Consider the following 14,791-nt stretch of genomic DNA (forward strand, 5'->3'; position numbering starts at 1 on the left):
TTCTGTCAGGAACGTTGCTCTACATCAGGGGCAGGGGAGTTCGAACCGGATTCTGCCTGTGATTCATCGCGCGACGATCCACCTGATGCCGACATTCTGCCACGATGTGTTTTAGCCCCCGCAAACTGACGATTGTGCAAATAACTGCTCAACACAATTCCCAGATTTTCATCCGTCAACACCTGCAGATAATCAATGCCACAATATTGACAGCGCTGACGGGTTTCCTGAATGAACTGTTCCATGGCGGACTGGTAGGCTTTGTGAAACGCCCAGGGTTCGGCAAAGATCTCTTCTTCACCTTCGATGTCTTTAAAAATCACGGAATCCTTAAACGGCATCTCTACTTCATCTCGATGCAGGATGTGCACCACAATCACTTCATGCCCGGCGTGCTGGAGTTTCCCCAGCGATTCATAAAACCGATCCAGAGGTGTCAACAGATCTGAGAGTACAAATACCACGCCGCGGCGGTGAATCTGGTCGGCGACCTGGGAGACCGCAGGACCGATGTCGGTTTCTCCCGCCAGTTCGACCTGTTGCAGCACATCCATGAACTTCGAGAGATGGGAAGGCGTACTTCCGGTTCGCAGATCTTCCTGTACATGATCATTCAGAATCGCCAGGCCGACCGCATCCCGCTGTTTCAACAATACTGCCGACACGGATACAGCAATCGTGGCAGCACAATCGTATTTGGAATATTCAGGTCCGCCGTAAGCCATCGAAGAAGACGAATCGACGATGAACACCGCACGCAGGTTTGATTCTTCTTCGAACCGTTTGATATAGAAACGGTCTGAACGCGCGTAGGCTTTCCAGTCCAGATTTTTCAGATCATCGCCGGGGGTGTAACTGCGGTAGTCGGCAAACTCAGGTGACAGCCCATGTAGAGGACTGCGATGCAGGCCGGCAATCGAACCTTCAACGGGTTGCTTTGTCTTGAATCCAATTCCCGCGATCCGACCGATAACCTCAGGATTTAAGTATTCTTTCATACTGTCCATCCTTTCCGGCTGCGTTCTGTTGTAACGGCGTTTCTGCAATCAGTTTTTCGATTACGGTATCTGGAGACTGTCCTTCGGACTCGGCATTGTAAGACAACACAATACGATGCCTTAACACTGCCTTAGCGACAGCCTGCAGGTCTTCCACTGTAACTTCAGGGCGACCATAAAGGGCCGCACGCGCTTTCGCCGCCAGGATCAGCGACTGGCCGCCTCGCGGTCCGGCGCCCCACAGGACCCAGCGATTGATAAACTCTGGTGCATCATCACCGTCTCGACGCGTGGCCCGGATCAGGTCCATTGTGTAATCGACCAGAAAATCACTGATCGGCACACGGCGCACCAGGTGCTGCAGTTCCAGTACTTCTTCCCCGGTCAACGTGGATTCCGGTTCCACCTGATCATCGCCTGTCACCGCTTTATAAATCTGCCGTTCTTCGTCACGCGTCGGATACTTGACTATGATTTTCATCAGGAAGCGGTCCAACTGCGCTTCAGGCAGGGGATACGTCCCTTCCTGTTCAATCGGGTTCTGCGTCGCCAGTACAAAAAACGGGCGGGGGAGCTGGTAATGCTTGGTTCCCGCGGAAATGTTCTTTTCCTGCATCCCCTGGAGCAAGGCTGCCTGCGTTTTGGGCGGGGTACGGTTGATTTCGTCCGCCAGCAGCAGATTCGTGAAGATCGGGCCTTCAATGAATTTGAATTCCCGGGTTCCGCTTTCACGATCTTCATAGATCACATCAGTTCCGGTAATATCGGCGGGCATCAGGTCGGGAGTAAACTGAATCCGTCCGAAATCCAGCGACAGGCTTTTGGCAAGGGTTGAGACCAGCAGCGTTTTTGCCAGGCCGGGAACACCTTCCAGAATACAATGTCCGCCAGCCAGAATACTGACCAGTAATTGTTCTACCACATCGTCCTGACCGATCACGACCGTACGAATCTGTTCGCGGATTCGTTCCTGGGCCAGTCTCAGTTTTTCCAATGCGACCATGTCTGGTGCTGTTTTAATCTCTGACAAGATTCACTCCCTGTTCTACCAGTCGGAAACGACCGGTTATATTCGTTAGACTGTGTCCAGTTTTACTGTAGCGTCTTCAAGGCCATTTGAGACGAGTATATTAGATTGAACGACGCTATGGTTAAATGTGATACGATCTAGAAAATCATCGTTGATAAATCGGTAAGTATTTGTAAGGCAACTGCAGGACAATCAGAGCCACACTGGTACCGAAAACAGGACCGACTCCGTCTCCATTCCAGCTGCCATTGGAGGTCTGTGACTTGATCAGACTGTCCCGTTGTCCGGGAAAGTAGGAATTCCAGAACTCATCGCCTGCCTGATAAAACGCCTGGGCGGCGTAAAGGTTCAAATAAAAATAATGTCCCGACTGAAAACCGTTTTTCCGGTTCTTAAACTGGCCATAGACGTATTCCATGCATTCTTCTGCCAGCGGGGACTCATATTCCCCGGCGGAATACAGGCAGGTAATCGCAGCAGCAGAGATAGGCAGTCGGGTATCGTTGCCTGAACTATAAGAGTAACGAATCCCCCCTTCGGGAGTCTGACAGAGTTCCAGGTAGCGAACTGCATTCTGGATGGTACTTTTGGGCACGGTAAACCCGGCATTATGTGCCGCACGCAGTCCCTGCATCTGGGTGACTGTAACACTTCCTTCATCACCACCACCGGGTGTATAAATCCAGCCTCCCCTGACACTCTGACCGGAAGCCGTCAGCTGAATCCCGTCTTTGACTACTTTGGCAATCCGGTCACGCACTTTCGCGTCCGTTTCCATGCCATACACGCTGGATAGGAACAGGAGTGAGAAACCATGTCCATACATCGGGCGACCATTTTCTGCCCCCGCGGCAATCAATCCACTTTCCTGCGCCTGGCTCAAAACATATTCAGTCGCTTTACGAACCTGATCGGCATAAGGACCACGACTGGATGTATTCCCATTGGCCAGAAAGGCAATGCCCGCCAGTGAGGTCATGGAAACCGGATACGTGCTGCCATCCTGGGTCGTTTGAAAACTGCCTCCAGCGGTCTGCTGTTTCGCCAGGTAGGCTAAGCCGCGTTCAATCGACTTGACCGCAGCAGGTGTCATATGCTTAGGCAGAATTTCTTCACCCCGCATGACGGCTGGCCTGATGATTAACATCAGACACAGCATACAGCCTGTTAACAGTTGATTATTTTTCATGAGACGCCCGTCCTGAAATTCACTGTCTGTTATTCGATGGAATATGTCACTCGAACCGTTACGGCAATCGGGATTTCTTTCATCAAGTCTGACCCCTGTTCTTCACTATGATTAAACCCGGATGCAGACACATTTCGGGTAACGAGTTGCCTGTAAATCGCAGCGGTACCTACCTGGGCATGACCCGCTCCATCAATTGAAGTTACCTTCCCCAGCTTGACCCCTGTCAGTTTTGCGAGTTTCTCGGCCTGTTCACGTGCATTCTTAATCGCCGCTTCGAAGGCGGCTTCTTTCAGTTCTTTCACCTTCGTCACTTTGAATGTCGCCATGGTGTTGCGGGCTTTGGATGCGTTATAGGAACCCGGTACTGCAGGTGTAGTGTCATTGCCGATAATCACTCCCGCATCTTTGCCGGAATCTACAATTCTCACGATGGTTTCCAGCAGTTCCTGGGAGCTTAGTTTATCAATCCCCGTCACACGGAGTTTGAGTGTTTCGGAGACAGACAACTCCTGGGAGCCGGCATTATTGACTGCCATACCCCGCATCATCGCCTGAATCTGGCTCGCATTCAAAGAAGAGTAAAGGGACATGCCTTCTGCCATGACTTCCAGTCCGGGGACCTTCAGATTTTTGAAGGCCGCTTCCGCTCGTCTGCGATTCCCATGAAATTTGGTGACCGCATCACCCGCCAGTTGTCCCTGTCCGATGATGACGCCTGTTAACTCTACAACGTCGGGCTTCGCATCAACACTGCCCAGTCCAATCACCGTGATCCCTTCGCTTTCGCCCGCGAAAGCCGGGCTGTTCATGACTCCCCAGCAGAAAAGTAGCGTCAGTGAAAACAGGGAACTTCGTTGTATTAATCGGGACAGACCACTCATATTAGATTCCGTATTTTTAGCGTTAAAAGTTTCTTATTGTTTTTTTGGTTTTGATTTCTGATCCGTTGAGTCGACTGGTGAACCGGGGTCAGTCACCGGGTAGGCAGTCACTGCCTGATTCGAGACACACAGTACCAGTCCCTGCCTGAAATCAATCGAACCACCCAGAGAAGTCAGATCATGCCCTCGATAGATCTCGAGAATGTCCCCATTTGTCTTCGAAATTTCGAAAATTCCCCGACTGGTAAAAACCCAGAGCTGATCCGGGTCAACCAGGGCACTCATGCCTCCTGCAGCAACCGGTAACTTGACTGCCCAGTTCAATTCATGCGATTTGCGGTCGATTGCTTCCAGTTCCCGAGACAGGAGATAGACATTCTGCTGATCAATGCCCACCAGCTGAGCTGATTTTTTGATCGGTCGTTTCCAGAGTAATTTTTTAGCAGCCAGATCCAGAGCATAGACTTCATCCATACCCGCTTCCTTGAAATAAACCTGATTCTGATCCCGCAGCATCTGGCCTTCGGAATGTAACTGCACCGCTTCATCAAGCGCTGCGTAGTAATAATTGGTATTGGACTGATCTACTTTGTAAGGATATCGAAATGCCCAGGTGATCGTTTTGGCTGGTATGCTGATTTCAAACAGGGCGCCGTTATTCGTTAATATTAACAGGCTGTCTCCCGTCTTTTGTAGAATCGGGATCGGCATGATGGTCATTCCGTTCGATGAGTTTCCGGCGACCACACTGCCCAGGGGAATCGACCATTCTTTCTTCCCGGTTTTTAACTGCAGGCAATTCAAGGTCAGCAATTTATTATTCTGCTTATGTGAGACAACATAAATATGTTCGCCGTCGACGAGCGGTTTCGAAATAAAGCTCTCAGTTGCCTGACTGTATATCCAAAGCTGCTTCCCTGAATCACGCTGATAGGCAATCAGTCGATAGGCGGCACGATAGCGGTTCATCTCCTTCTGTGGAATTAACGTTGCCAGAACATAATCACCCTCCACCGAAATATGGTACTGCTTCAGATTCGATGACTGATGAAAGCTGTAATTATTGAAATTTGTGCCGAGGTCCTTGAATTTCGCGTTCCGCCACACGAGTTTCCCGGTCTGCAGATCGACTGCGAAACAGATCCCGTAAAAATTAAAATACGCCCGTTGATCATCCACGGTCATCGGAGGCACAAATGTCTGATACGATTTCGCTCGCCCATAGTAGTCTGATTGGGAATTAACAATCGCCTGTTCCGCCGTCTGATCCAGATAGGTGACCTGCCAGCGGGGTTGAATCTGTTTGGCTGACATCTTAAGTGGCTCAGAAATTCGATTCGAAAACACGGTTGTCGCATCAGAGTTGTTGATACTTTTTTCGGATTCAGCAGGCAGCAGATTTTTGAGATACAAAACAGGATCAACAGAATTGCCTCCTAATGTCACTTTCTGATCTGAATACTGCTGCGATATCAGTTGAATCGTCGCTGCCGCCTGATCGGTTTGCCTGTTACGTATCAGAGCGAGCGCGTATTTGACATTCAGGTCAATTTCGGAAAGATTGGAATCAGGATGATGATCCAGCACAGCACGCCAGTAGCGAGCCGCCTGCTGAAATTCGCCTTGCTCAAAAGCATCATTTCCCAGCAGGTCAGCGACATCATCGCCGATGGAAGTTAAAAAATACTGGGAGAATATTTTTCTGGCTTCGGCAACCGCCTGGGGAGTTGCCAGTCTTCCCGACACAGTGAGTTCTTCAAACTGTTTTTGAGCTTTGCCGTCAAAGAACAGCCGAAACGCTTCACGTCCTTCGGGAGGCAAAGCAGTTAACGCCTGGAATACCCGATCTTCTGCATCCACAAGAAAACCGTCTTTCGTAGGCAGTAATCGCGAGGTGGATTTGGTTTCGGAGAGTTCCTTTAACGATGCCAGCGCTTTTTCCCACATCCGATGGCGGATATAACGTTCGTAGTCTTCCAGCAGATTTAACTTTTTCTCATCAACCGAGATACTGAACCCCGGCATTTTGTGGGGAGAAGTACTGTTAGCCGCCATCGCATCCTGAACGACCACTGCACCATTCAACATAATGACCTGTTGTGCTTCAGCCTGATCTTGCTGGCAGAAGAGAAAACACACTCCCGACCAGACAATGCATTGAGTCCAGGCTGATTTCAGATTGAAGTGTTTCAAGTGCGCACCCATAGATAACATTACCCATCCTTAGCCGACGAATGGCCTGCTTGCTTGTTGATATTAATTGTATTGGCGCGATCTGTAAGAACATAACCAGGATGGTTGTGGGGTGACAGGAGTTCCCGGTTTTTAAATTATTCGTTGTATTTCTGGTTTCTCTCTCCCTCGTCTCAGCGAGCAACAAACCATGTCATCATTGTACACTAAAGACTATTCAGTTTTTCAAGGACTATTTTGATGCTTTTCGTTTTTTTAACAACTTTTCGATTTCAGAATCATCTGCCTGCTCAGTCATCCTGCAATTCAAAATCCCTCTGATCCAACTGTTGACCATTGACGATAATCGCCAGACGATGGGTGCCGGGGTAATAATTACGAGTGGAAATGGGTTTGAATGAATGCCGGGATCGATACAGCCTGAAGTGCTCTGAATACACGCCTTCCGATATCTTGAATACTTTACGGGTTGTCTTTCCATTCTGCCTCACAAACTCAATCGCATATTCCATACGGATTTGCCCCAGTTCCGTTTTACGCGAGACCAGTTCAAACTCAAACACCACCTGTTCTCCCATCCTGATGACTGAGGGTCGGAGTTGAAAGTTCCTGATTTTCAGGCCCTCCGGCTTGCGATACCCGAACAGAGCCAGCGTCTGCGGATCACCCAGTTTTAATAATGTCCGACAGCCGTGTTTCACAATCCAGCGTATTTCCGGTTTTCCCGCGAGCCACTGCTCAGCCAGCGAGAGCACGACATCGGGATGATCTTTGGAAATGTCATTCAGATGATTGGCGACACTCCGCCTGACATATTCACTGGAATCTGCTTTCAACTGTTTTAAGATCGGCAGCACGGGTGTGGGATTCTGTTTAAAGGCAGGTAAAGCCATCGCCCAGGGCAAACGGGGGCGACTCCCTTCAGAAGCCAGTCTGCGGACATGATGATTCGGTGATGCTGCCCAGAGTTTCAACTGGCGGACCATACGTTGCTGATCCTGCACAATAAACGGCCGGACGGCAAATTCACTACTGGAATATTTTGTAAAATGCTCCAGTGCCTTGAGGGAACGATCCCAGTTTCCCAAACCATAGACTTCGACAAAATCGGGGAAGAACATCGCTTCAAAACCGCCGAAAGCGGGAGCTGCCCGTTCTAATACTGTAAGTGCCGCTCCGTAATCTTGTGGTAGAAACTCGTGTAATGCATGCGTAATGTGGCGCATCCGCTGCTTGAGTTCGCGCTGCTCCCATTCATCGTCAAACACAAACTGCAGCATACGCTTTCGGGGAAAGCGGGACGAGTGGCGGGCCAGTTCCTCAATCAGACGATTGAGATAGACTGCATCATAGCGGTCTTTAAGCGGTTCAGGCATGAATATTGTATTTCAGTTCTGGTTATACATAACAGGCATACTTACGGACAGAAAAGTCGCCGCCTATCGTACTCTTTTCGATGCCTCTCTACAAACAAAACAGGCCCACCTGTCGCAGAGGGCAGGTGGGCCTGAGAGAAATGGTGTTGCGGGTCTGGTTATCCCATCAGTTTTGTGACTGCCTGGGCTTTTACCAGTTCGCGTGGCTGATTCAGATGGTTATACACAATCGTTTCCGGATTAATACCGAACGAATGGTAAATTGTGGCCAGCAGTTCGCGGGGATGAACGGGATCTTTCCGCGGGCTGGAACCGGTTTTGTCCGATTCGCCATGCACGTAGCCTCGTTTAATCCCTGCTCCAGCGAGCAGGGAAGTGTAACAGTAAGGCCAGTGATCACGGCCATCATCACTGTTGGAATTTCCTGAAGTACTGACACCGCGTTGCGGGCTACGACCAAATTCACCTACAGCCACGACCAGAGTCTCATCCAGAGTTCCACGATCGTATAAATCAGAAATCAGACTGGCCAGTCCCTGGTCAAACATCGGAGCCGACTGGTTTTTCAGACGATTGGTCAGACCGCTATGGACGTCCCAGGAATGGTTGTTGGAATTGGCAACTTTTGGCCAGACCACTTCCACCACGCGGGTTCCCGCTTCCACCAGACGTCTTGCGAGCAACAGACTCTGCCCGAACGTATTGCGACCATATTGATCACGGACAGCATCGGATTCCTGATCCAGTGAAAATGCATCACGGGCACGCCCGGAAATGACCAGATCCAGGGCACGTGTATAATACTTATCGAGTTTGTAGTCTTCGACCGCTTTGTTGAGCTGAGGCATGCCCTTGTTGATCGTATCACGCAGGCTTGCACGACGCTGCAGACGGGATGTATAGACGTCCGGACGCAGTTTCAGGTCATCCACACTGATCTTATCCATCTTATTCATATCCATATCGTCTCCGGGTGGATACAGATAGTAAGGATCGTAAGCGCGACCCAGAAAACCTGCGGTACCCGCTTTGCCGATCACATTACTTTCCTGCAGAGGACGAGGCAGCATCACGAATGGCAACATGGAAACCTGGGGAGGCTGCAGTCGGATAATATTGGAACCGAAGTTCGGGAAGTCCTTGGGTGTGGGTGGTTCCAGCTGGCCTGACGGACTGACTTTATCGGTGGTGTAACCAGTCAGCATCTGGTAGATGGCTGCCGTGTGATTGAAGAGCCCTTTCGGTGTGTAGCTCATCGAGCGGATCATCGTAAACTTGTCATTATTCTGAGCCAGATTCGGAAGCAACTCGGTAAACTGCACCCCAGGCAGTTTTGTGGAGATGGGGTTGAACACGCTGCGTACGTTGTCAGGCACATTTTCTTTAGGGTCCCACAAATCAATGTGGCTGGGGCCCCCTTGCAGAAAGATCAGAATCACACTTTTGGCTTTGGCCCAACCCGGACCGCCTCCCTCATTGTTGTTGGCAGCCGCTTCCTGCAGTTGCAGCATGGAACCCAGTCCCATCCCCATCATGCCGGAACTACCAACCCGTAACAGATCGCGCCGTGAAATTTGATTTCGAGACTCACATACTTCCTTGCCTGGTTGACCGGGAATGATCAGCATTTCAGTATCTCCTCACTTCGGTTTGAGAGCAGTTTCAGTTTTGTATTCTATATATAAATATGATCTTTCGAATCGTACTTAATGATTAAACAAAAACGCAGGACTGTTAATCAAAGCCCATGTCAGGTCCTGAGCGGCAATCAGCCGATGATGTTTGAGCTGTTCGGCACTTAATTTCACATCGCTGCGCAGGCGTGTCAGTTTTCGATCGACCGGTCGCACTTCCAGCATTGCCTGCAGATCCTTACGATATTGTACCAGAACCGGGTCAGTCGCGCGCGGCTGTTTACTATCGGCAACTGCTTTTAACATCGACTGCAACTGGCTGTCGGCTTTGCTGTAATATTCCTGCAGTTTCTTTTTCTCGGCAGCATTTCGTTTATCTACCGCCTTCGCCAGGATATTCTGAATATCCTTGGGATGCTGATCGAGGGTTGTCGGTCCAATGCTGTCCGCCACAGACAGACGGAAACGGCCAATCGAATGCGTATTGCTATTGAATTCCTGTTTCATGACAAACGTCAAAATGGTCCCCTCTGCATCTGCGGGGACCTTCGACTGAATATCGAAGCTGGCCACATGTCGTTTTCCAATCTGTGGTGAAACCGCCCAGCCATTTCCCTGCGGAGCAAGTTTTCCATCAATGGCCGTGGCAATCGCATAGCCATTCTGACTGAAATCAGCCTGAGCATTAAACAATGTGAGTTTTGTTTTCTGATCCGGTTTTAATTTCGGAGCTGCATAGACTTCGAATTCCGTCAATACAAAATTCCCATCAGCCGAACGACCGGGACCTTTCCTGGGAAACGAATCATCCGTCAGCACTTCCAGCCGGACTGCCGAAAGATTTTTCAGACTGGTTTCTGTAACGATTTCATAATTACCTTTCCCATTTTTCCCCTTCGCCAGCAGAGACAGATCTTTCTGTAGCTCCAGAGTTGCTTCATTCGTCGCTTTAGCTGTTGTCGGCTTAACGGGATTCCAGTTAGTCCCTTTCGCTTCCTGTTTTTCCCAGGCCGCAACCTTACCCTGAATCGAACTCTGATAGGCGGTCAATGCTTTCTGCAGCTTCGCAATGCGTTCATGTTGCTCTTTGTTGAGGAACGCCTCCCGGGGAGCAATCGCTTTCTCAAATGTGGACACTTTCTGTTGGGCCGCCTGGATGTTCTGCACACGCTGGTTTTCCTGCTGAATGACTTCCGGCTTCAGATCTTTTTCATAGGCAGCCAGTTGTTTTTTGAGAGCGACATGTTCACTCTCAATCTGTTGCTGAATCAGGTTAACTCCAGCCTGCGTTTCCTCGGGAGATGCAGGGCGATTCAACACCCGTAAAAAGATAGAGTTAACCAGGACCTGGTCGTCTTTTTCGGTCTGCACCAGTTGATTGATGGCGTTTTTGGGATCACTGATGGCATTGCCAACGGTGGGACCACTGATCAAAGCCATTACCGGACCGAGTTCCACACTGGAAGACCGCTCACACTCGCAGGGGCTCTCGCGTTGTGCACGTCCGAACTTTGCCAGAAAGTCACTTTTCAACTCGAAACCGACATCGGGCAGTTCGGCAGCACGGGTCCCGGCAGGAACACCGGGGATATTTGACTGCGAACCTGTCACTCGGCACAAGGCATCATACAAAACTTCTGCAGGCAGACGCCGAGCTTTTGCGTGGGAGAAATTGATACTGTCATCTTCATTCCACTGGTTGGATTCGATAGATAACTGATAAGTCCGCGACTGACAGATGACCCGCATCATGTGTCGAATATCAAAGTCATGCTTAAGAAAATCAGCCGTTAATCGATCCAGCAGTTCCGGATTCGAAGGCGGATTGCCCGCCCGGATATCATCAATCGGTTCGATCAGACCAGTTCCCGTCAGATACCCCCAGATGCGGTTGGCATAAGCTTTGGCAAAATACTGATTGTCCCGTGACGTAATCCAGCGCGCCAGTTTTTCACGACGTGTCAGCTCCTCTTTTTCTTTACCAGCTGCCTGGAACTCGGCAGGATAGGGGAATTCCGGAGGTGTTTTAGCCCCGGTTCGTTCGTGAATCATTTCCCCCTCTTTTTTATCATATACAACTTCAAACAAAGGCTTACGACCTTCGACAGCGGTTCCGCCAATCGTACGGCCTTTGCTTTCCGGTGCATTCTTTAAATCATACTGGGCAAAGAAAGCGGACGTTTCGTAATATTGATCCTGGGTCCAGCGTTCAAAGGGATGATCGTGGCACTTATTGCAGTTAAAGCGAATCGACAGAAACAGGTGTGTCGTGTTTTCCATCGTATCTTCAGGAGTACGATGTATTTTGAAATACGAAGCAGCCGGCACTTCTTTATTGGAACCCGAAGCGGACAGAATGTTATAGACAAATTTGTCGTAAGGCACATTATCATCTACTGATTTGCGGATCCAGTCGTGGAACAGTTGAGAACCCTCTGTCCCCAGATACTTGCGATTGACCTGTAACAGGTCCGCCCATTTATTCGTCCAGTGCTCCACATATTCTGGACTGCCCAGTAAACGATCAATCAGCTCGTTGCGTTTAGTACGGGACTCACGTTTGTCGGCAAGAAACGCTTTCACATCTTCAATCGTGGGTGGCAATCCTGTCAGATCAATGTAGATTCGACGGATAAACTCAGTATCTGAACACAAATCAGAAGGCAGAGTCTTCGTCTTTTTAAGTTTCTGATCTACCAGCTCGTCAATGTAGTTAAAAACAGGTAGCTGTTTCCAGGCAAACTCAGAGCGATCTCCCATGACAGTGACCGTTGTCGCTGCGTACTTCCCCTGATAGCGGGCGAGCAGGGGAGCTTCACCTCGGCGAAGCACTTCAGCGATCCCGCCATGATGCATTTTTGCGATTTCAATGTTGCTGCAGTCAATAAAGGCATCGGAGGTTACATCGCGGACTTCGCCATTATCGTATGTTGCCAGAACCCGAAACTGCTGGAGCAGTCCTGCACGAGGCACAACCGGATTTTCTGGTACAACTTTGATACTGGCGACGCGAGACGCATCCTGTTTGAGTGGCGTGCCATCTTGAATCCAGGAGGATACAATTTCGTAATGTGCATCTCCGGCGAGCGCCACCTGGCCTCCCTTATGAGGAACTTCCGCAATTGCTTTCAGCAGGATCAGACTCTGCTCAGGGGCGGCTAAATTCACGCGTCGTGATTTGAGATCGTCTGTAAAGGCACGCAGGTCAAACAGATCATCGGTTCCCCTTAGAGAGAGCTTAAAGCCATCCTTCCCTTTGTTGGCACCATGACATAATCCGGAATTGCATCCCATTTTTGTGAACGCCGGTGCCACGTCCCGCCAATAGTCAGGGCTGTAACTGGCGGGAAAGTTTGCCACTTTAATTTTCGCGGTTGCCTGCTGACCATGCAGACTGAACTGAACTTCTGCAGTTCCTGGTTTCAACGCTCTAACCAGTCCACGGGGTGAGACATTAATAATCTCTTTTCCCTTGAGTGACATCTGAGCTAAACGAGTCAAATCAGTTTTAGCACCGGATTTGGTATAGCCGGTCACCAGAAACTGAACGGTATCGTATTTCTGTGCGATTGTGGTTGCTGCAGGCTGGACTTCCAGTTTCACCAGGGGATCAGCATTGCTGAACGATTCTTCTGGAAGTTTCTTCTGATTGATATCAACGACAACAAGCTGTCTCTTCTGTTTCCCGGTAGCGTCCTGTTTTTCTGCTGGTTTAGCCGCAACCAGGGGGCCGGTCTGCTGCAAAGGAACAGGTACAAAGGATTTCTTCAAATGTCCGGTTTTTGCTTCATACAGGCGTACCTGGCCATCCTGCCCGGCGGTGGCAATCACTTCGCCTTTCGGATGGTAACAGACTGTATACAAACCAGATTCCGGTACTTTGACCTCACTGACAACCTTGACCCCTTTATTGCGATTCTCCTCGACCCGCTTTTTCTGTTCTGCAGAGCGTGATGCCACGCGCTCAGAAAGAATTTTGACCAGATCATCCGGGAATTTGGACGCGATATCAAAATCAAACACTTTCAGTTCACCGGTATGGTTCAGACTGCTGACAGCGACCAGCTGCTTTCCACCCGGATGAATATCGACACCGAAGATCCGTCCCTTCAGAGCAGGGAACTGGCGTACCAGGTTTGCATCATCTCCAATCACCCGTTTTGACTGCCGAAAAACGTGATACAGTTTCGGCACACCATCCGCTCCACCAACCACTACAGTATCCTGGGTTGGATGACGATCAATGGTGGCTAATCCCCCCGTAAGCGCTTTAGGGGTAATCGAAGTAATGTTATCTATGAAACGCTGTGTTTTCAGTTCTGTCAGTTTTGTTGTACGATCGCGACTGACAGAAATCAGATGGCTGCCATCGTTGGAAAATACAGTATCCAGAACCCAGTCGTAGTGGGCATTCTGGTACAGGACTTCTTTTCCTGTTTCCACCTCGATCACACGGACGGTATTGTCACTACAGCCAAAAGCCAGAAGTTTTCCATCGGGAGACCAACTAGCGCCGTACAAGGTATCGTACGTGAGGGGAATGGATTGCTTGAGCGTTTTGGTCGCCACGTCCCAGATCTGAATCTCTCCCCGTTCCGCAGGAGTTCCGCCTGTCACTGCCAGTAATTTCCCATCCGGTGAAAACTGGACTGATTCGATGCGTTGTGACTTTCCAATCAAACGGGCCAGAATCTGATCACCTTCAGCAGCGTGTAAGATCACTTCATGAAACCCGGCAACCGCCAGAATTTTGCCATCGGGTGAATAATCCAGTGCAGAAATGACCGGGGGTGAGGAATAGGTGGGAGGGTGCTCCTGGTTAAAACGATATTCCACTTTTGCCGGTGAATCATTTTTAGCCCCCTGCTGAATCCATAAACGCACCAGATTGATCTGATCCTGGGACAAAGGCGTTTTTGCTTTCGGCATTTCTGCTTCATTGCCGGCCGGCGTGATCAGTTTGACCAGATAACTTTCGTCTGGCTTCCCCGGTACGATCGCTTTGGTCTCGCTTTCTCCTCCTTTAAGAAAATGGGAGAACTCGGTAACGACATATTCCCCTTCAGGATTTCGCGGATGGTGGCAACCAGCACACTGTGACTGCAGGATAGGCCTGATCTGCTGATAAAAACTGATTCCTTTATCAGCAGCAGAAACATTCGCAGTCATCAAGCTGGAAACAGTACTGGCGCAGAATGCGGCCGTGAAAAAAATAACGGTACGGATCTTGTCGCAGGACATGAACCTCAACCCCCTTGTGGCAAACCTAAGTTAAAATAACTCTGGTGATGAGAAGACAATTTCTTCTCATTGCCCCTTATTGATTTTGAGAGGGCTCATTATTTCAGAGCGAAAATCAACCAGGGTGAGAGTAGTGGAAGGATAAGTTTTACTCTGACTGTTCCTCAGTCAGTAACTTAATATTCGACTGCTTTGATATCTACCATTATGAATACATCCTAATTCCTCGTCGATGAGAATTTCATG

General features: G+C 49.6%; 8 protein-coding genes. All 8 read right to left on the bottom strand.

Annotated features, from left to right (window positions below):
* Positions 1-5: 5 nt before the first annotated feature.
* On the bottom strand, positions 6-998 hold the full coding sequence (locus ACN0YH_RS03845; RefSeq protein WP_417378238.1) for a DUF58 domain-containing protein: 993 nt from the start codon (positions 996-998) through the stop codon (positions 6-8).
* Complete coding sequence (locus tag ACN0YH_RS03850) at positions 976-2,001, bottom strand: AAA family ATPase (protein ID WP_417378924.1); 1,026 nt, start codon at positions 1,999-2,001, stop codon at positions 976-978. The genes ACN0YH_RS03845 and ACN0YH_RS03850 overlap by 23 nt, the downstream gene beginning before the upstream one ends.
* Positions 2,002-2,173: 172 nt before the next feature.
* Positions 2,174-3,217: a prenyltransferase/squalene oxidase repeat-containing protein gene (locus tag ACN0YH_RS03855; protein ID WP_417378239.1), complete on the bottom strand. Its 1,044-nt coding sequence runs from the start codon at positions 3,215-3,217 to the stop codon at positions 2,174-2,176.
* 29 nt (positions 3,218-3,246) lie between these two features.
* Positions 3,247-4,101, bottom strand: a complete 855-nt coding sequence (locus ACN0YH_RS03860) for an SIMPL domain-containing protein (RefSeq protein ID WP_417378240.1) — start codon at positions 4,099-4,101, stop codon at positions 3,247-3,249.
* 33 nt (positions 4,102-4,134) lie between these two features.
* Positions 4,135-6,315: a PQQ-binding-like beta-propeller repeat protein gene (locus ACN0YH_RS03865; RefSeq protein WP_417378241.1), complete on the bottom strand. Its 2,181-nt coding sequence runs from the start codon at positions 6,313-6,315 to the stop codon at positions 4,135-4,137.
* A 269-nt stretch (positions 6,316-6,584) separates the two neighbouring features.
* Positions 6,585-7,670, bottom strand: a complete 1,086-nt coding sequence (locus ACN0YH_RS03870) for a DNA alkylation repair protein (RefSeq protein ID WP_417378242.1) — start codon at positions 7,668-7,670, stop codon at positions 6,585-6,587.
* A 158-nt stretch (positions 7,671-7,828) separates the two neighbouring features.
* Positions 7,829-9,298 carry a DUF1501 domain-containing protein gene (locus ACN0YH_RS03875; protein WP_417378243.1) on the bottom strand — a complete coding sequence of 490 codons (1,470 nt, stop codon included), beginning with the start codon at positions 9,296-9,298 and terminating at the stop codon, positions 7,829-7,831.
* Between the two features lie 78 nt (positions 9,299-9,376).
* Entirely contained in the window at positions 9,377-14,545 is a 5,169-nt protein-coding gene (locus ACN0YH_RS03880; protein ID WP_417378244.1) for a DUF1549 domain-containing protein, read from the bottom strand.
* Positions 14,546-14,791: the final 246 nt, after the last annotated feature.

The organism is Gimesia sp. (assembly GCF_048262075.1).
In the GTDB taxonomy this organism is placed as follows: Bacteria; Planctomycetota; Planctomycetia; order Planctomycetales; family Planctomycetaceae; genus Gimesia.